Annotated in this window: 16 protein-coding genes and 1 pseudogene; 1 reads left to right on the forward strand and 16 read right to left on the reverse strand. The window is 57.3% G+C overall.

Annotated features, from left to right (window positions below; all coding sequences use genetic code 11):
- Positions 1 to 10 precede the first annotated feature (10 nt).
- From tolQ to sdhC, 15 genes and pseudogenes are all read right to left on the reverse strand, one after another.
- Entirely contained in the window at positions 11 to 700 is a 690-nt protein-coding gene (gene tolQ / locus ACL2XM_RS14725) for a Tol-Pal system protein TolQ (protein ID WP_331121173.1), read from the reverse strand.
- Positions 697 to 1,101 carry a tol-pal system-associated acyl-CoA thioesterase gene (ybgC, locus tag ACL2XM_RS14730; protein ID WP_410016038.1) on the reverse strand — a complete coding sequence of 135 codons (405 nt, stop codon included), beginning with the start codon at positions 1,099 to 1,101 and terminating at the stop codon, positions 697 to 699. The genes tolQ and ybgC overlap by 4 nt, the downstream gene beginning before the upstream one ends.
- 307 nt (positions 1,102 to 1,408) lie before the next feature.
- Complete coding sequence (gene ybgE, locus ACL2XM_RS14735) at positions 1,409 to 1,702, reverse strand: cyd operon protein YbgE (RefSeq protein WP_410016598.1); 294 nt, start codon at positions 1,700 to 1,702, stop codon at positions 1,409 to 1,411.
- Between the two features lie 44 nt (positions 1,703 to 1,746).
- Positions 1,747 to 1,845 (reverse strand): annotated as a pseudogene (cydX, locus tag ACL2XM_RS14740) (cytochrome bd-I oxidase subunit CydX); the annotation flags it as partial.
- 15 nt (positions 1,846 to 1,860) lie between these two features.
- Complete coding sequence (gene cydB / locus ACL2XM_RS14745; protein ID WP_413731166.1) at positions 1,861 to 3,000, reverse strand: cytochrome d ubiquinol oxidase subunit II; 1,140 nt, start codon at positions 2,998 to 3,000, stop codon at positions 1,861 to 1,863.
- Between the two features lie 14 nt (positions 3,001 to 3,014).
- Positions 3,015 to 4,583, reverse strand: a complete 1,569-nt coding sequence (gene cydA / locus ACL2XM_RS14750) for a cytochrome ubiquinol oxidase subunit I (RefSeq protein ID WP_413727044.1) — start codon at positions 4,581 to 4,583, stop codon at positions 3,015 to 3,017.
- A gap of 745 nt (positions 4,584 to 5,328) precedes the next feature.
- Positions 5,329 to 5,898 (reverse strand): TetR/AcrR family transcriptional regulator, encoded by a 570-nt coding sequence (locus ACL2XM_RS14755; protein ID WP_413731167.1) that lies wholly within the window; start codon positions 5,896 to 5,898, stop codon positions 5,329 to 5,331.
- A 529-nt stretch (positions 5,899 to 6,427) separates the two neighbouring features.
- Positions 6,428 to 7,297: a succinate--CoA ligase subunit alpha gene (gene sucD, locus ACL2XM_RS14760; protein ID WP_410016042.1), complete on the reverse strand. Its 870-nt coding sequence runs from the start codon at positions 7,295 to 7,297 to the stop codon at positions 6,428 to 6,430.
- Entirely contained in the window at positions 7,297 to 8,463 is a 1,167-nt protein-coding gene (sucC, locus tag ACL2XM_RS14765; RefSeq protein WP_410016043.1) for an ADP-forming succinate--CoA ligase subunit beta, read from the reverse strand. The genes sucD and sucC overlap by 1 nt, the downstream gene beginning before the upstream one ends.
- 149 nt (positions 8,464 to 8,612) lie before the next feature.
- A complete protein-coding gene (odhB, locus tag ACL2XM_RS14770) occupies positions 8,613 to 9,848 on the reverse strand; it encodes a 2-oxoglutarate dehydrogenase complex dihydrolipoyllysine-residue succinyltransferase (protein ID WP_413722314.1) in 1,236 nt (411 codons plus the stop codon).
- A gap of 15 nt (positions 9,849 to 9,863) precedes the next feature.
- Positions 9,864 to 12,671 (reverse strand): 2-oxoglutarate dehydrogenase E1 component, encoded by a 2,808-nt coding sequence (gene sucA / locus ACL2XM_RS14775; RefSeq protein ID WP_413731168.1) that lies wholly within the window; start codon positions 12,669 to 12,671, stop codon positions 9,864 to 9,866.
- 68 nt (positions 12,672 to 12,739) lie between these two features.
- Complete coding sequence (locus ACL2XM_RS14780) at positions 12,740 to 13,456, reverse strand: succinate dehydrogenase iron-sulfur subunit (RefSeq protein WP_410016046.1); 717 nt, start codon at positions 13,454 to 13,456, stop codon at positions 12,740 to 12,742.
- 18 nt (positions 13,457 to 13,474) lie between these two features.
- Complete coding sequence (gene sdhA, locus ACL2XM_RS14785) at positions 13,475 to 15,241, reverse strand: succinate dehydrogenase flavoprotein subunit (protein ID WP_410016047.1); 1,767 nt, start codon at positions 15,239 to 15,241, stop codon at positions 13,475 to 13,477.
- Positions 15,242 to 15,589: a succinate dehydrogenase membrane anchor subunit gene (sdhD, locus tag ACL2XM_RS14790; protein WP_410016048.1), complete on the reverse strand. Its 348-nt coding sequence runs from the start codon at positions 15,587 to 15,589 to the stop codon at positions 15,242 to 15,244.
- Positions 15,583 to 15,972, reverse strand: a complete 390-nt coding sequence (sdhC, locus tag ACL2XM_RS14795) for a succinate dehydrogenase cytochrome b556 subunit (protein WP_413722312.1) — start codon at positions 15,970 to 15,972, stop codon at positions 15,583 to 15,585. Before sdhC ends, sdhD begins: the two co-directional genes overlap by 7 nt.
- A 636-nt stretch (positions 15,973 to 16,608) precedes the next feature.
- On the opposite strand from sdhC, the gene ACL2XM_RS14800 reads away from it, so the two are divergent.
- A complete protein-coding gene (locus tag ACL2XM_RS14800; RefSeq protein ID WP_410016050.1) occupies positions 16,609 to 17,889 on the forward strand; it encodes a citrate synthase in 1,281 nt (426 codons plus the stop codon).
- A gap of 1,108 nt (positions 17,890 to 18,997) precedes the next feature.
- Here the strand turns inward: ACL2XM_RS14800 and pcp are convergent.
- Positions 18,998 to 19,645 (reverse strand): pyroglutamyl-peptidase I, encoded by a 648-nt coding sequence (pcp, locus tag ACL2XM_RS14805; RefSeq protein WP_413731169.1) that lies wholly within the window; start codon positions 19,643 to 19,645, stop codon positions 18,998 to 19,000.
- Positions 19,646 to 19,707: the final 62 nt, after the last annotated feature.

Here is a 19,707-nt window from a genome sequence, read left to right on the forward strand (position 1 = left end):
TCCCCTCCTTCTACTTAGCGCTATCGCTGCTGGCGAAGGCCTGGCGATGCAGGATGGCGATGAACTCTTCGGTAAAGTTGTCGTAGTTCTGGTCCAGCTTGTTCACGCGCTGGCTAAGGCGGTTATAGGCCATCACCGCCGGAATAGCGGCGAACAGGCCGATGGCCGTGGCGATCAGCGCTTCGGCGATACCGGGAGCAACCATTTGCAGGGTGGCCTGCTTAACCGCGCCCAGGCCGATAAAGGCATGCATGATGCCCCAGACGGTGCCGAACAAGCCGATATACGGGCTGATGGAGCCCACGGTGCCGAGGAAAGGAATATGGGTTTCCAGCGCTTCCAGCTCGCGGTTCATGGAAATCCGCATGGCGCGCGAGGCGCCTTCCACCACCGCTTCAGGCGCATGGCTGTTGGCGCGGTGCAAACGGGCGAATTCTTTAAAGCCGGAATAAAAAATCTGCTCGGATCCCGTCAGCACGTCGCGGCGGGTCTGGCTTTCCTGATATAAGCGGGACAATTCAATACCGGACCAGAATTTGTCCTCAAAGGCTTCCGCCTCGCGGGTAGCCGTGTTTAAAATACGGGTGCGCTGGATGATGATCGCCCAGGATGCAATGGAAAAGCACATTAAAATCAACATGATCAGTTTAACCAGAAAGCTTGCTTTCAGGAACAGATCAAAAATGTTCATGTCAGTCACTGCTTGAACTCCGCGACAATAGACTTAGGAAGCGCGACAGGCTTCATTTGGTGTAGATCAATACAGGCTATCAAAACATCCGCCTGGCTGAGAAGTTGCCCTTCAGCGTTCAGGATGCGTTGCGCAAAAGTCAGAGAGGCACCGCGCATTGAGACGATTTCACTTTCCACTTGCAGCAAATCGTCCAGACGCGCTGAGGCGAGATAGTCCACCGTGATGCGCCTTACCACAAACGCGATATTCTCGCTGAGGAAGGCATGCTGATGGAAATTATGCTGGCGCAGCATTTCGGTACGGGCCCTTTCGTAAAAAACCACGTAGCGTGCGTGATAAACCACACCCCCGGCGTCCGTATCTTCATAATAGACGCGTACCGGCCATCGGAATAACGTATTACTCACTGTACATCCCAGCAACGCAAAACAACGGTGCTTACTATACGCAAGAGCAACCCCGTTTGGAATGGATTACCTCGGATGAATGAAAATAATTATGGATAAAGCGGGCACCGGCGCCGCGTGGGGCGGGCAATGTAAAGAATATAGCGCAAGTGCTGACAAAAAGACCCGGCATTATACCCGTTGTGTTAATGAAATGCGGGAATAGTGAAATAACCTATTGCGGCGACGGGCTTTATTCGCAAAGGCTTTGCGGTGAAATGCGGTCGCTGAAACAACGCTAAAAAACAGCGTTGTTTCGATTGGCTGTTTAGAGAAATAAATAACCCAGCGCGATGGCCAGCACCACTATCGCCGCCAGCGGCAAAAACGCCAGCCGCCATCCCCATCGGCGCGCGCGAAAACCCACGCCGTGGATAACGCCTGCGCATACCGCCCAGACAATCAACAGATTATGCCAGGCGGTGAGCGAACTGGTGGTGGAGGCAAAACGCGCCGGCATCCAGAAGACGCAGCCGGCAAGCGCCAGCGCCATGATAAGCGACAGCAGCCGCAACGGGCTGCTGTCGGTCAGGCGGTAGAGGAAATCGGTAACGGACCTGATCACTTCAGGTCGTTCTCTACCCGCTCACCGTCGGACCCGACGACGCCCGGCTGGCTATCTTCATGATGCTCCAGCGCGAGGGCCGTAATAATACCGAAGGCGCAGGCAAGCAGCGTTCCTAATATCCAGGCAAAATACCACATTTTTCAGCTCCTTCCTCAGTACAGCGTATGCGCGTTTTGTTCGATATGCTCTTTGGTAATGCGGCCATACATCTTGTAATAACACCAGATGGTATACAGCAGCACAATCGGCACAAAGATAACGGCGACGATGGTCATGACCTTCAGCGTTAGCAGGCTCGAGGTGGCGTCCCATACCGTCAGGCTGGCTTCCGGCATGGTGCTCGACGGCATAATAAACGGAAACAGGGTAACCCCCGCCGTCAGGATGATGCACGCCACGGTCAGCGATGAGAAAATAAACGCCCATGCGCCTTTGCCGAGCCGGGAACACAGCAAGGTCAGCAGCGGCAATATTACGCCCAGCGCGGGAATCGCCCAGAGTAGCGGGAAGCTGTGATAATTCGCCAGCCACGCGCCGGCTTGGTGCGCGACGGTTTTATTCAGCGGATTGGACACGGCGTTGGTATCGATGACCGAAGTGATGGTAAAACCGTCGATGCCGTTAACCAGCCACACGCCGCCCAGCAGGAATGCCACCATGGATACCAGGCTGCTGATTTGCGCGACGGTACGCACCCGCACCAGCAGATCGCCGCTGACGCGCATTTGCAGATAGGTCGCCCCCATGCCGATAAACATCGCCAGGCTGACAATGCCCGCCAGCAAACCGAAGGGGTTCAGCAATTGAAAGAAATTGCCGGTATAAAACAGGCGCAGGTATTCATCCACGTGGAAAGGTACGCCCTGCAGCAGGTTGCCGAAGGCGACGCCGATCACCACCGGCGGCACGAAACTGCCGATAAAGATGCCCCAGTCCCACATGCCGCGCCAGCGCGGATCTTCTATCTTGGAACGGTAATCAAAACCCACCGGGCGGAAAAACAGCGAAGCCAGCACCAGGATCATGGCGATATAAAAGCCGGAAAACGCCGCGGCGTACACCATCGGCCAGGCGGCGAACAGCGCCCCCCCGGCGGTGACCAGCCAGACCTGGTTGCCTTCCCAGTGCGGGGCGATGGTATTGATCATCACCCGGCGTTCGTTATCCGTTCGGCCAAGGAGGGGCATCAGCATGCCGACGCCCATATCGAAACCGTCGGTTACGGCAAAGCCTATCAGCAGGACACCGATGAGCGCCCACCAGATTAAGCGTAATACTTCATAGTCAAACATGGCGTAGGCTCCTGTTAATAGACTTTCTGCGTGGCGAGCGTCGGCTGCTCGAAATGATAGCGGCCGGTATGCAGGCTGCTAGGCCCCAGGCGCGCATATTTGAACATCAAATACATTTCGGCCACCAGGAACAGGGTATAGAGTCCGCAGATAAGCCCCATGGAGAACAGGATATCGCCGGCGGTCAGGCTGGAATTGGCCACCGCGGTCGGCAGTATTTCGCCGATAGCCCAGGGCTGGCGGCCGTACTCCGCGACAAACCAGCCGGCTTCGATGGCGATCCAGGGAATGGGAATGCCGTACAGCGCGGCGCGGTGCAGCCACGGCCGTTGACCGATACGGTTACGCACCACGCTCCAAAAGGACATGGTGATGATAAGAAGCATCAGCACGCCGCCCAGCACCATGATGCGGAAGGAGAAGTACAGCGGCGCCACGCGCGGGATAGAGTCGTTGGTGGCGCTCTGGATCTGCTCTTCGGTCGCGTTGGGGATGTCATCCGTATAGCGTTTCAGCAGCAGGCCATAGCCCAGATCCTGTTTTATCGCGTTGAACTGGGCGCGCGCCGCCGGATCGGCATGGCCGCCGCGCAGCTGCTGCAACAGCTCATAGGCTTTCATGCCGTTGCGGATACGGATCTGATGCTGCACCATCAGATCCTTGATGCCGGTCACCTGGCGATCCGTCGAACGGGTCGCGATAATGCCCAGGGCAAAAGGGATCTGGATGGAGAAGTTATTGCGCTGGATGGACTGATCGGGAATGCCAAACAGGGTAAACGCGGCCGGTGCCGGCTGTGTTTCCCATTCCGCCTCGATGGCCGCCAGTTTGGTTTTTTGCACGTCGCCCATTTCATAGCCGGATTCATCACCCAGCACGATAACCGACAACACCGCCGCCATGCCGAACGCCGCCGCGATGGCGTAAGACCGTTTGGCGAAGGCGATATCCCGGCCTTTAAGCAGGTAATAGGAACTGATGCCAAGGACAAACATGGCGCCGGTACAGTAGCCCGCGGCCACGGTATGCACGAATTTTACCTGCGCCACCGGATTGAGCACCAGATCGGCGAAGCTGACCATTTCCATACGCATGGTTTCATAGTTGAAATCCGACGCGATAGGGTTTTGCATCCAGCCGTTGGCCACCAGTATCCACAGTGCGGACAGGTTGGAACCTAACGCCACCATCCAGGTAACCGTCAGATGCTGCGTTTTGCTCAGGCGATCCCAGCCGAAGAAGAACAGGCCGACAAAGGTGGACTCCAGGAAGAAGGCCATTAATCCTTCGATGGCCAGCGGAGCACCAAAAATGTCGCCGACGTAGTGGGAAAAATACGACCAGTTGGTTCCGAACTGGAACTCCATGGTCAGCCCGGTGGCTACCCCCAAGGCAAAGTTGATACCAAACAACTTGCCCCAGAATTTAGTCATATCTTTATAGATTTTTTTGCCGGACAGGACGTACACCGTTTCCATGATGGCTAATAAAAACGCCAGCCCCAGGGTGAGTGGGACAAACAGGAAATGGTACATCGCCGTTAGGGCAAACTGTAACCGTGACAGTTCGACGACATCAAACATGTTGACTCCTTGCTCCTCGCAGGATGGTTCCCACGTGCGGTAATCTGGCGCCCTGGCGAAACAAAGCGACGCAACAACCCGCGGTGAATAATAAAGAGTTTATAATTGTTCCCGACAATCGGTTCGGCCGGCCAAAAAACAACGCCCAGGCGTCTAAGCGGTAAACCGACGACGGATTTTAATGAAACGCACTAACCGGATTTAAACCAACCATATAGTACCCCTCTACTTACTCAGGATAAATACCTTTTTTCGTGATGCAGGTTAGGAAATCACCTCTCGATCAAATCCGGCCTTACCCGACATCGGCAGTAAAATTGCGCCAGCGCAAGTTATCCTGATTTGAACATAAAACGCCATCAAAAATCATTGATTTATCGCAATTTTTCACCACGTATGTTAAATATTGTTATTTATTTATTCTATAAAAGCGTTAATGTTAAAAAACTGTAATTAATAAGATCGCGAAATTAAGTTAAAAGAAAATAAAACCCAAGGGATATTTTTTATTTGTTACGTTAGCATTATTGGATGGCCTAATCATGCAATAGAAGCGCGCTATGATAATGATGAATTTAATTTGCAATAAATGTGATGAGGCGACGAATAAAAAAAGGAAGTGACAGATGCTTCGGGCGAGGGCGCCAATACGATGATACGGCTAATGCATCATGCTGCACGGCGGGCGGCGGGAAACGGCGAGGAGGTTGTGCACCTCGATCCGGCGATCGGGCATAAAAGCCGCCTACAATGTACGCAGCGCCTGCATAAACCGCCTTATTTTACAGTCGGTATCGGCAAACCCCCGTTGCAGGTTCTGCTCAATGCACAGACCCGAAAAAAATACCGACACCATTTCCGCCAGGATCTCCGCATCGGTGCGCGTCTCCTCCGCCCTGATATTCTCCACCAGCAGCGGGCGTATCGTTTCACGCAGTTGCGTAATGATGTCGATGGCGCCGGCCGGCAACAGCGCGAATTCACGCATGGAGTTAACCGCCAGACAACCTTGCGGGCAAACGCTATCCTGAGGCTCCGGGGAGCCGCAGGACAATCGCAAAAACGCCTCGATATTGCTCCAGCCCTGGGGGCGGGCGCTTAAGGCCGCATGCACGGCGCGCCGATCGATATAGTGGCGCAGACACGCCAGGAACAGGTCGTCCTTATCCCTGAACTCGGCGTAAAGGCCGGATTTATTCACCCCGCTCGCCTTTTCGAGATGCGCCAGGGTGGTACCGGCGAAGCCGTGCCGCCAGAAGACGGGGATCACCTTCTCCAGCACACCCTCACGACTGAATTTTTTTTGTCTGCCCATGGCGCCCATTATGCCTAACTGAACCGACCAGTTCAATTAGTTCCATAGCGCGCCAGGCCCGCCAACGCCGAGCCTAAAGCAGACGTGTTCAAGGGAGAGCGTGCCAATGGGGTCGAATCGGGCGTGGTGTTTCCGCCCGACCGAGCGCCCCATGGCACGGTATGCCCGCCAACATCGATCTCAATGCGGCGTGTTAAAGGGAGAGCGTGCCAATGGGGTCGAATCGGGCGTGGTGTTTCCGCCCGACCGAGCGCCCCATGGCACGGTATGCCCGCCAACATCGATCTCAACGCGGCGTGTTAAAGGGAGAGCGTGCCAATGGGGTCGAATCGGGCGTGCTTTTCCCGCCCGACCGAGCGCCCCATGGCACGGTATGCCCGCCAACATCGATCTCAATGCGGCGTGTTAAAGGGAGAGCGTGCCAATGGGGTCGAATCGGGCGTGGTGTTTCCGCCCGACCGGGCGCCCCATGGCATGCCAGGCCCGCCAACACCGATCCCAAACAAACGTGTCAACGGGCGTGGCGCACTTATGACAGCAGGGTTTTCAGCGCGGTACCAATCTCCGCCAGGCTGCGCACGGTTTTTACCCCGGCCGCTTCCAGCGCGGCGAATTTCTCGTCCGCCGTGCCCTTGCCGCCGGCGATAATCGCCCCGGCATGCCCCATACGCTTGCCTTTGGGCGCGGTAACGCCCGCAATATACCCCACCACCGGTTTAGTGACATGATCCTTGATATAGGCGGCGGCTTCTTCTTCCGCGCTGCCGCCGATTTCCCCGATCATCACAATCGCCTCGGTCTGCGGATCCTGTTCGAACAATTTCAGGATATCGATAAAGCTCGAGCCGGGGATCGGATCGCCGCCGATACCCACGCAGCTGGACTGCCCCAGCCCGGTATCGGTGGTCTGTTTCACCGCTTCATACGTCAGGGTGCCGGAACGCGACACAATACCGACCCGGCCCGGTTTATGGATATGGCCGGGCATAATACCAATCTTGCATGCGCCGGGGGTGATAACACCCGGGCAGTTCGGCCCAATCATCCGTGAGCCGCTCTGTTCCAGCTTGGCTTTCACCACCAGCATATCCAGGGTCGGAATACCCTCGGTAATGCAGATAATCAGCTCAATGCCGGCGTCCACCGCCTCGAGAATGGAATCTTTACAAAACGGCGCGGGCACATAGATAACCGAGGCGGTAGCGCCGGTTTTTTCCACGGCCTCACGCACGGTATTGAACACCGGCAGGCCCAAATGCTCCGTGCCGCCCTTGCCCGGCGTGACGCCGCCAACCATCTTGGTGCCGTAGGCCAGCGCCTGCTCGGAGTGAAACGTGCCCTGGCTGCCGGTAAATCCCTGGCAGATAACCTTGGTATTTTTATCGATTAAAATGGACATTATTTTCCCTCCACCGCGGCAACCGCTTGTTGTGCCGCGTCGGTCAGACTGGTGGCGGCAATGATATTCAGGCCGCTCTCGGCCAGGATTTTAGCACCCAGCTCGGCGTTGTTGCCTTCCAGACGCACCACCACCGGCACGTTGACGCCCACATCCGCCACCGCGCCGATAATGCCTTCGGCAATCAGATCGCAGCGCACGATGCCGCCGAAAATATTCACCAGCACCGCTTTGACGTTTTCATCCGACAAAATGATCTTAAAAGCCTCGGTAACGCGTTCCTTGGTGGCGCCGCCGCCTACATCCAGGAAGTTGGCCGGCGAACCGCCGTGCAGTTTAACAATATCCATGGTGCCCATGGCCAGGCCGGCCCCGTTCACCATACAGCCGATATTGCCGTCGAGCGCCACGTAGTTCAGTTCCCACTGCGCCGCCTGGGCCTCGCGGGCGTCTTCCTGGCTCTTATCGCGCATTTCCCGCAGCTCCGGCTGGCGGAACAGGGCATTGCCGTCGGCGCTCAGCTTGCCGTCCAGGCAGACCAGATTGCCTTCCTTGGTGATAACCAGCGGATTAATTTCCACCAGCGCCAGGTCCCGCTCCAGGAACAGCGCGGCCAGGCCCATGAAGATTTTGGTGAACTGCCCGACCTGCTTGCCCGACAAGCCCAGCTTAAACGCCAGCTCGCGGCCCTGGAACGGCTGGGGGCCGGTCAGGGGATCGAGGGAAACCTTATGAATCAGGTGCGGCGTCTCTTCCGCGACTTTTTCAATTTCCACGCCGCCTTCGGTGGAGGCCATAAAGACCACGCGCCGGGAACCGCGATCAACCACCGCGCCCAGGTAAAGTTCCTTATCGATATCGGTTGCCGCTTCCACCAGGATTTGGTGGACCGGCTGGCCCAGGGCGTCCGTTTGATAGGTCACCAGGCGTTTGCCCAGCCAGTGTTCGGCAAAAGCGCGGATTTCTTCCTTGCTGTTAACGACCTTGACGCCGCCGGACTTGCCGCGGCCGCCGGCGTGAACCTGGCATTTTACCACCCAGGGACCGGCGCCGATCTTGGAGGCGGATTCTTCCGCTTCCCGTGGCGTGGTGCACGCAAAACCCGTGGGGGCAGGCAGACCATACCGAGCAAACAGCTGTTTTGCCTGATATTCATGTAAGTTCATGATGTTGTTTCCATCTTCGTCTGGGAGTGTCGGCGGCGGCGCACTTCAGCCGCCCTCGAGTGGTGCTTTCCGTAGGCGCCTTGGCGCTACGTCCCGCAGGCAACCTGCCGGCCGCGGCCCGGGGTTTCCCGGCCCGCGGACGACGATTGCTATACATCAAGCAATAAGCGCGTCGGGTCTTCCAGCATCTCTTTGACCGTGACCAGGAAACTTACCGATTCCTTGCCGTCGATCAGACGGTGATCGTAGGACAGCGCCAGGTACATCATCGGCAGGATAACCACCTGGCCGCCCACCGCCATCGGCCGATCCTTGATGGCATGCATGCCGAGGATGGCGCTTTGCGGCGGGTTGATAATGGGCGTGGACATCAGCGAACCGAATACGCCGCCGTTGGTAATGGTAAAGTTGCCGCCGGTCAGCTCTTCCACTTTCAGCTTGCCGTCGCGCCCCTTAACCGCCAGTTCCTTTATGGCTTTTTCAATATCGCCCATGCCCAGCGCGTCCACGTCGCGCAATACCGGCGTGACCAGCCCGCGCGGAGTGGATACCGCGATGCTGACGTCAAAGTAGTTATGGTAGACCACGTCTTCGCCGTCGATGGACGCGTTAACTTCCGGGAAGCGCTTCAGGGCTTCCACCACCGCTTTAATATAGAAGGACATAAACCCGAGGCGGATGCCGTGGCGTTTTTCAAAGCCATCGCCGTACTGCTTGCGCAGATCCATAATCGGCTTCATGTTGACCTCATTAAAGGTAGTCAACATGGCGGTGCTGTTTTTGGCTTCCAGCAGCCGCTCGGCGACCCGTTTGCGCAAACGGGTCATCGGCACGCGTTTTTCGCTGCGGTTGCCCAATCCGGCAACCGCAGGCTCCGGTGCCGGCGCCTTGGCAACCGGCGCCGCGGCGGGAGCCGGTTCGGCTTTTTTGGCGACCAGGTGTTTGTCCACATCCTCGCGGGTGATGCGCCCGCCGACGCCGCTGCCTTTAATCTCTTCGGCTTTCAAATCATGTTCGGCGATCAGGCGGCGAATGGCCGGACTCAGCGCTTCGTTATTTTCTTCCTCCAGGCCGGCGGTGTAGCGCTGCGCCGGGGTGGATTCCTTGCTCTGCGCTTTTTCCGAGGTTTCCTGGCCGGAACTGTCGCCGGGACGCAGGCGTCCGAGCACCTGGCGGGAGGTGACGGTAGCGCCTTCATCCTCGAGCAGGGCATCCAGCACGCCCGCCTCGGGCGCGGGAACTTCCAGCACCACTTTGTCGGTTTCGATTTCCACCAGCACTTCGTCACGCTGGACGCTATCGCCGGGCTTTTTATGCCAGGTGGCGACGGTTGCATCGGCAACCGATTCAGGAAGATCGGGAACCAGAATATCTACGCTACTCATTATCTATCCTTATATTTAATTAACGTTCAGCGCGTCATTGACCAGATTTTTTTGTTGTGTCTGGTGCACGGACAAATACCCAACCGCCGGCGAGGCGGAAGCCGGGCGTCCCGCGTAACGTAGCGATGCACCCGGAGTAATCACCTCAAGGAAATGATGGTGGCTGCAATACCAGGCGCCCTGATTAAGCGGCTCTTCCTGGCACCAAATAAAGTCCTGGACATGGGCAAAAGGTTGCAGCGCATCCCGCACCGCCTGGTGCGGGAACGGGTATAGCTGCTCGATACGCACGATGGCCACATCCTGCTGCCCGTTCTTGCGCCGTTGCTCCAATAAATCATAATAAACTTTACCAGAACAGAGCACGACGCGCTTGACGCCCTGGGGAACCAGGTCGTCGATTTCGCCGATGGCGGGCAGGAAGCTGCCGTACGCCATATCCTCCAGCGAGGAGATGGCCAGAGGATGACGCAGCAGCGACTTCGGCGACATCACAATCAGCGGCCGACGCATATTACGCAGGGCCTGGCGCCGTAGCATATGATAAATCTGCGCCGGCGTGGAGGGGACGCAGACCTGCATATTCTGTTCGGCGCACAGCTGCAGATAGCGCTCCAGGCGGGCCGAGGAGTGCTCCGGCCCCTGCCCTTCATAGCCATGGGGCAGCAGCATCACCAGCCCGCACATCCGTCCCCATTTCTGCTCGCCGGAGCTGATGAATTGATCGATCACCACCTGGGCGCCGTTGGCGAAATCGCCGAACTGCGCTTCCCAGATCACCAGGGTGCGCGGCTCGGCGGTGGCATAACCGTACTCAAACGCCAGCACCGCTTCCTCCGACAGCACGGAGTCCCATACCCGGAAGGTGCCCTGGCCATTGTGCACATGCGCCAAAGGCGTATAGGTGGAGCCGTTTTTCTGGTTATGCACCACCGCGTGGCGATGGAAGAAGGTGCCGCGCGCGGTATCCTCGCCGGACAGGCGGATCGGCACGCCCTCATCGACCAAAGTGGCGTAAGCCAGGGTTTCGGCGCCGCCCCAGTCGAAAGGCTTGCTGCCGGCGGCCATCAGGGCGCGATCGCTATAGATTTTGGCCACCCGCGGCTGCATTTCCACGCCTTCCGGCACTTCACTGATTCGGCGGGCCAGCTCCTGCAGGCGTTTGGGCTCGACTTCGCTGGGATAGGCTTCGTCCCAGTCGTGATTGAGGAAGCGCTGCCAGGTAAAGGAGTGCATATTCATCGGCCGCCACTCTTTTACCACGCACTCGCCGCGGTCGAGCGCGTCGCGATAGAGATTCACCATCTCGGTCGCATCTTCCAGCGTGGCGACATGATCGCGTTCCAGGCGATCGGCATAAATCTTACGCGGCGTCGGGTGTTTCTTGATCTTATGGTACATCAGCGGCTGCGTGGCGCTGGGCTCGTCCGCCTCGTTATGGCCGTGGCGGCGATAGCACACCAGATCAATCATCACGTCGCGCTGAAAGGTATTGCGGAAATCCAGCGCCACGCGGGTCACAAACGCCACCGCTTCGGGATCGTCGGCGTTGACGTGGAAAATCGGCGCCTGGACCATCTTGGCGATATCGGTGCAATACTGGGTGGAACGGGCATCATGGGGATTGGACGTCGTGAAGCCGACCTGGTTGTTGACCACGATACGCACCGTGCCGCCAACGTCATAGCCACGCGCCTTGGACATGTTCAGGGTTTCCTGCACCACGCCCTGCCCGCTGATGGCCGCATCCCCGTGCAGGGTTATCGGCAGCACCATCTTGCTGCTTTGCTCGCCGAGCCGGTCGATACGCGCGCGCACCGAACCGCCCACCACCGGGCTGACGATTTCCAGATGCGACGGGTTGAATGCCAGGGCCAGATGGACGATGCCGCCCTCGGTCTCCATGTCGGAAGAAAACCCCTGGTGATATTTAACGTCGCCGGTGCCCAAATGCTCTTTATGCTTGCCGGCGAATTCGTCGAACAGGTCCTGCGGCTTTTTGCCGAGCACGTTGATCAGCACATTCAGCCGGCCGCGATGGGCCATGCCCAGCACCACTTCCCGGGTGCCGTTCTTGCCGGCATAACGGATCATTTCCTTCAGCATCGGGATCAGCGCGTCGCCGCCCTCAAGGGAAAAACGTTTGGCGCCGGGGAATTTGGCGCCCAGATAGCGCTCGATGCCTTCGGCCGCCGTCAGCTCGCTCAGGAACCGTTTCTTTTCGTCGCGATCGAAACTCGGCTGCCCCACCACCGATTCGATATGCTGTTGGATCCAGCGTTTCTCCTCGGTATTGGTAATATGCATATATTCGGCGCCGATGGAACCGCAATAGGTGCGTTTCAGCGCGTCATACAGGTCGGCCAGCTTCATGGTTTCCTTGCCGATGGCAAAGGAACCGACGTTGAAGGTTTCCTGGAAATCGGCTTCCGTCAGATTATGGAAAGCCGGATTTAAATCAGGCACCGTTTCCTGCTTCCATAATCCCAGCGGATCAAGGTTGGCATGCTGGTGGCCGCGGAAACGGAACGCATTGATAAGCTGCAGGACTTTAACCTGTTTGGAGTCATTGTCCGGGTCGTTGACCGAAGACGCATAACGGGTTGCGTCCTTAGCCAGGCGCCGGAAATAATCCCGGGTTTTGGAGTGAAGCTGATCGGGGCTGACGCCGGCGGTGGGCAGCTGTTTAAAAATCGAACTCCAGCTGTCGTCCACGGAGTCAGGATCCGTTAAAAAATCTTCATAGAGCTGCTCTATGTAGGACTGGTTCGCCCCCGCCAGGTAGGAGGAATCCAGCCAGGCCTTCATTGCGCCGTTCTGCATTATGATCCCTTAAGCTTGTTAGCTTCAGTTTTCGCCGTGGTTAACATGTAACGTATTTGCCTTTACTATCAGGCGCTATGCTGTACCAGCAAGCTCTTGATATGCCCGATGGCTTTGGTCGGGTTCAGTCCTTTGGGACATACGCTGACACAATTCATGATGCTGTGGCAGCGGAATACGCTGAAAGCATCGTTCAATTCATCCAGCCGCGCCGCCCTTTCGGTGTCGCGACTGTCAATCAGGAAACGGTAGGACGCCAGCAGGCCGGCCGGACCGATAAATTTATCCGGGTTCCACCAGTAGGAGGGACAAGAGGTCGAGCAACAGGCACAAAGAATACATTCGTATAATCCGTCCAGTTTTTCGCGCTCCTGCGGCGTTTGTAAATGCTCCCGGGCCGGTGGATTCCTGCCGTTATTCAACAGGTAAGGTTTAATCTTCTCATACTGGGCATAGAACTGGCCCATGTCCACCACCAAATCACGCACCACCGGCAACCCGGGCAGCGGACGGATGATCACTTTTTTATCGCCTTTGCGCAGGGCGGACAGCGGGGTGATGCAGGCCAGGCCGTTCTTGCCGTTCATGTTCACGCCGTCGGAGCCGCAGACGCCTTCGCGGCAGGAACGGCGAAACGCCAGGGTCGGATCCTGTTCCTTCAGCTGGATGAGCGCATCCAGCACCATCATGTCGTGGCCTTCGTCCACATCCAGCTGGTAGTCCTGCATGCGCGGCTTGTCGTCGACATCAGGATTATAGCGATAAACCGAAATTTCAACTTTCATTACGTAAGCCCTCTGCCTTTAGTAGGTACGCACTTTCGGCGGGAACGCCGGGCGTAATGTCGGCTGCATATTCACCTCGCGGCGGGTCATGGTGTCGCTTTCCGGCAAATACAGGCTGTGGCACAGCCAATGCTCGTCATCCCGATCCGGGAAATCGAAGCGGCTGTGGGCGCCACGGCTTTCCGTGCGGTAATTGGCGGCCACCGCCGTGGAATACGCGGTTTCCATCAGGTTGTCCAGCTCAAGGCATTCCACGCGTTGGGTATTGAATTCGGTGGAGGTATCGTCCAGGCGCGCGTCATTAAGCCGCTCGCGGATGGTTTTCAGCTCGGCCAGGCCCTTGGCCATGGCATCGCCTTCGCGGAACACCGAGAAATTATTCTGCATGCAGGCCTGCAGCGCCTTGCGGATATCCACCGGGTTCTCGCCGGTGCGATTGTTGTTCCAGCGGTTGTAGCGCGCAAGAGACGCGTCGATATCGTCGTCGCTGGCATCGCGAAACGCCCCCTGCTCCGCCAGGGATTCCTGCAGATGCATGCCCGCCGAACGGCCGAACACCACCAGATCCAGCAGGGAATTGCCGCCCAGGCGATTGGCGCCGTGTACCGATACGCAGGCAATTTCACCCACCGCGAACAGGCCGGGGATCACCACGTCGTTGCCCTGGGCGTCCACCGTTACCGCCTGTCCGGTGACTTTGGTGGGAATGCCGCCCATCATATAGTGGCAGGTGGGGATAACCGGGATCGGTTCTTTGATAGGATCGACGTGGGCAAAGGTACGGGATAACTCCAGAATACCCGGCAGGCGCGACTCCAGGACGTCCTTGCCCAGATGATCGAGCTTGAGCTTGACGTGCGGCCCCAGCGGGCCGTCACAGCCGCGTCCCTCGCGGATCTCGATCATAATGGAACGGGCGACCACGTCGCGGCCGGCCAAATCCTTGGCGTTCGGCGCATAACGTTCCATAAAGCGTTCGCCGTCCTTGTTGAGCAGGTAACCGCCCTCGCCCCGGCAGCCTTCGGTGACCAGTACCCCGGCGCCGGCGATGCCGGTGGGATGGAACTGCCACATTTCCATATCCTGCACCGGCACGCCGGCGCGAAGCGCCATGCCGATACCGTCGCCGGTATTGATATGGGCGTTGGTGGTGGATTGATAGATGCGTCCGGCGCCGCCGGTGGCCAGAATGGTGGCCTTGGCCTTGAAGTAGACCACTTCGCCGGTTTCAATGCACAGCGCGGTGCAGCCGACGAAGGCGCCGTCCTGGTTTTTCACCAGATCGAGCGCATACCATTCGGAAAAAATGGTGGTATGGTTTTTCAGGTTCTGCTGGTACAAGGTGTGCAGCAGCGCGTGGCCGGTGCGATCGGCGGCGGCGGCGGTACGCGCCGCTTGCCCGCCGCCATAGTTGAGCGACTGGCCGCCGAAGGGGCGCTGGTAGATGCGGCCGTCGTCCAGACGGGAAAACGGCAGCCCCATATGCTCCAGTTCCAGCACCGCTTCCGGGCCGGTCTTGCACATATATTCTATGGCATCCTGGTCGCCGATATAGTCGGAGCCCTTGACGGTATCATACATATGCCATTGCCAGTCGTCCTCATGGGTATTGCCGAGGGCGACGGTAATGCCGCCCTGGGCCGACACCGTATGGGAACGGGTGGGAAACACTTTGGAAACCAGGGCGCAGGAGAGGCCCATTTGGGAAATCTGCAGCGCGGCGCGCATGCCGGCTCCGCCGGCCCCGACGACTACAGCGTCAAATTCTCTTACTGGCAAACTCATTTACGCACCCCACACCACGACGGTTCCATAAAGTAAATACACCAACAATACGATCACAATCGCCAGTTGCAGCAACAGGCGCAGCGCCAATACTTTGATGTAATCCGTTAATACCTGCCACATGCCGATCCAGGTATGCACCAGGACGGAGAACAGGGTCAGCAGGGTAAAGACTTTCGTCATGGGTAAGGCGAAAAAACCGCGCCAGACATCGTAGGTCAGGCTGTCGGCGAAAACGACGAACCCAAGCAGGTAGATGATGTACAGGCAAATTACGATGGCGGAAGCGCGAACCAATAACCACTCATGAACTCCGTTACGTCCCAGTGCCGAAGCATTGCTTACCATACGAGTACTCCCGCCAGTATTGACAGCACAATTGTGATCACAAATGTAACATTTGCCGTTAATTTACCCATGGCAAATGTTTCGTCCAGATAGCCGAAATCCATCAGCATGTGGCGAATTCCGCCGATGACGTGATACGCCAGCGCGGTTAAAATGCCCCAAATAATGAATTTGACGAAGAAGCTATCCATGATGGCGGCGGCCTGGGCGAAACCTTCGGCGGAGGAAAGCGACAATCCGAGGATCCAGAGCAGAATGCCGACGGCCACAAACGTGATGACGCCACTGGCACGGTGGAGAATAGAAGCTATCGCAGTAACAGGAAACTGGATCGTTTGCAGATCCAGGTTGACAGGCCTTTGTTTTTTCACGGTTTTGCCCACACAGCTATTATTATTTTTCCTTCCTCCGGTCCTGGGTGGATTCAGACAGCGTTAAGGCTAACCATGACACGTCATGTGCTCAATAAACAAATCCCTTGTGCTTAAATGACGCGTTAAATAACGCTGGGTGCTCCTACAACAGGGACTTCCGGAGACCTTTGTGAAGTATATGGCTTTCACATAATGATTACAATTACCCTACAATTTGTTTGGTAACATTTAGGCTGTTTAGTGACCTGGGTCACGAATTTTACAATTACCTTAAATCTATATAACTGCATTGACAAAAAAGCAACAATTCAATTACAAATGGCGCGGCGGATATGCTATAACCGATGCAAGTAATGGCCGAGACGCTTTCGCCGCGACAAAGATTATGCAACAGTGTGAAGCGAGTCTTAAACTTCGCGGTTAAGACTTCCGTTAAACTAGCTAAAATTAATATCAGTAAATCTTCAACAACCGGGAACCGCCGTTCTTTCATCCTGAACGGGAATAACTTGCATCATCCTCACGCTCTGTGCCCTGCATTGCATTAAGTCGGAGCGACGGACTGACAATAAAAGCGCAAGGCCCCGCGGGCATGCCGGTATTCCACGGTGGGAGATTTATCATAAAAGCGCTAAGGAGATTGTAATGGCAGACAATAAAGCGACGCTGAACCTACCCGGTGAAGCGCCAATCGAACTGGACGTATTGACCGGAACCCTGGGTGCCAAAGAAATAGATATCCGCACCCTGGGCGGCAAAGGTTATTTTACCTTTGATCCCGGCTTTACCTCCACCGCATCCTGTGAATCTAAAATTACCTATATTGACGGTGACGAAGGCGTTTTATTGCATCGTGGCTATCCTATTGATCAACTGGCACTACACTCCAATTTTCTTGAAGTCTGCTACATCCTGCTGAACGGCGAAGCGCCGACCCGGGAGCAGTATGACGAATTCCGCGATATCGTCACCCGCCACACCATGGTGCATGAGCAGATTACCCGTCTGTTCAACGGTTTTCGCCGCGACTCGCATCCGATGGCGGTATTATGCGGCGTGACCGGCGCGCTGGCGGCTTTTTATCATGATTCGCTGGACGTTAATGTCGAGCGCCACCGCGAAATAGCGGCGTTCCGTTTATTGTCCAAGATGCCCACGGTTGCCGCGATGTGTTACAAATATTCCATCGGCCAGCCGTTTGTGTATCCGCGCAATGATCTTTCCTATGCCGGTAATTTCCTGCATATGATGTTCTCCACGCCGTGCGAGGAGTATGTGGTTAATCCCGTCCTGGAACGCGCGATGGACCGTATTTTGATCCTGCACGCGGATCACGAGCAAAACGCCTCCACCTCCACCGTGCGTACCGCCGGTTCGTCGGGCGCCAATCCGTTCGCCTGTATCGCCGCGGGTATCGCGTCGTTATGGGGCCCGGCTCATGGCGGCGCCAACGAGGCGACGCTGCGGATGCTGGAAGAGATTTCAAGCGTCGAGCATATTCCGGCGTTTATTGAACGCGCCAAGGATAAAAACGACTCTTTCCGTCTGATGGGCTTCGGTCACCGGGTTTACAAGAACTACGATCCGCGCGCCACCGTGATGCGCGAGACCTGTCATGAAGTGCTTAAGGAACTGAAGCTGTCTGACGATTTGCTGGCGGTGGCCATGGAGCTGGAGCATATTGCCCTGCATGATCCGTACTTTATCGAGAAGAAGCTGTATCCGAACGTGGACTTCTATTCGGGTATTATCCTGAAGGCTATGGGCATTCCGTCGACCATGTTTACCGTGATTTTCGCCATGGCGCGTACCGTGGGCTGGATTGCCCATTGGAAGGAAATGCATGACGACGGCGTTAAGATTGCGCGTCCGCGTCAGCTGTATACCGGGTATGATAAACGCGAATTTACATCGCAGATCAAATAAGTCTGGCGAGCCATGGGCGCTGGATCGGGCGGGAACACTACGCCCGGTTCGGTCCCACTGGCACGGTCTCCCTTGAACACGTCTGCTTTAAGCCCGGTGTTGGCGGGCCTACCGCGCCATGGGGCGCTCGGTCGGGCGGGAAAACCACGCCCGATTCGGCCCCATTGGCACGCTCTCCCTTTAACACGTCTGCATTGAGTCCGGTGTTGGCGGGCCTACCGCGCCATGGGGCGCTCGGTCGGGCGGGAAAACCACGCCCGAGTCGACCCCATTGGCACGCTCTCCCTTTAACACGCCTTGTGCAAGAACGGTGTTAGCGGGCCTACCGCGCCATGGGGCGCTCGGTCGGGCGGGTAAAGCACGCCCGATTCGACCCCATTGCCACGGTCTCCCTTGAACACGTCTGCTTTGAGCCCGGTGTTGGCGGGCCTACAATGCCATGGGGCGCTCGGTTTGGCGGAAGCACCACGCCCGATTCGACCCCATTGGCACGGTCTCCCTTGAACACGTCTGCTTTGAGCCCGGTGTTGGCGGGCCTACCGCGCCATGGGGCGCTCGGTCGGGCGGGAAAACCACGCCCGATTCGGCCCCATTGGCACGCTCTCCCTTTAACACGTCTGCATTGAGTCCGGTGTTGGCGGGCCTACCGCGCCATGGGGCTCGGTTTGGCGGGAAAACCACGCCCGATTCGGCCCCATTGACGCGGTCTCCCTTGAACACGTCTGCATTGAGTCCAGCGTTAGCGGGCCTACCGCGCCATGGGGCGCTCGGTCGGGCGGGAAAACCACGCCCGATTCGATCCCATTGGCACGGTCTCCCTTGAACACGTCTGCTTTGAGCCCGGTGTTGGCGGGCATACCGCGCCATGGGGCTCGGTTTGGCGGGAAAACCACGCCCGATTCGACCCCATTGGCACGCTCTCCCTTGAACACGTCTGCTTTGAGCTCGGTGTTGGCGGGCATACCGCGCCATGGGGCGCTCGGTCGGGCGGGAATACCACGCCCGATTCGACCCCATTGGCACGCTCTCCCTTTAACACGTCTGCATTGAGTCCAGCGTTAGCGGACCTGGCATGTCAGACGCCGCTTACGCGGCGTTTTTTTATGGTTTAGCTGAGCGCGCCGCCGCTAATCTTCGCATCTTGCTCGGTTTGCAGCGCGGTGCGGATGGCAATGTCCAATCCCATCGTTATGATATCCGCCGCCATGCTGGGCGCATCGGCCAGCGCCGCCGCCTGCTGCGGCAGGTAGGGCGTATGGATAAATCCTCCCCTGGCGCCATAGTCCAGTTGGGCCAGGCGATGCAGCAGGCCGTACATCACATGGTTGCAAACATAGGTGCCGGCGCTTTGCGATACCTCGGCCGGGACGCCCGCATCACGCATGGCCTGGACCATGGCTTTGATGGGTACGGTGGCGAAATAGGCCGCCGGTCCGCCGTTAATGATCGGCTCGTCGATGGGCTGCTGTCCGAGGTTATCGGCAATGCGCGCATCATCGATATTAATCGCCACACGCTCCACCGACAGGCGCGCCCTGCCGCCCGCCTGCCCCACCGCCAGGATAAGCGCGGGCCGGTGGCGATCAATAAGGTCGTTAAGCATTTGCACCGAGCGGCCATAGACACAGGGCAGTTGACAGGCGATGACGGTGGCGTCGCCAAGGCGACGTTGATGGAATTGTTTTACCACTTCCCATGAGGGATTGATCTGTTCGCCCCCAAAAGGCTCAAAACCGGTCAGCAGGACGGTTTTCATACTCCACTCCCTCGTATTGTCGACGACTATCAGCACCGCTATTTTCAACAAAGTGTTTTTTT

The organism is Sodalis sp. RH20, assembly GCF_047324205.1.
In the GTDB taxonomy this organism is placed as follows: Bacteria; Pseudomonadota; Gammaproteobacteria; order Enterobacterales; family Enterobacteriaceae; genus Acerihabitans.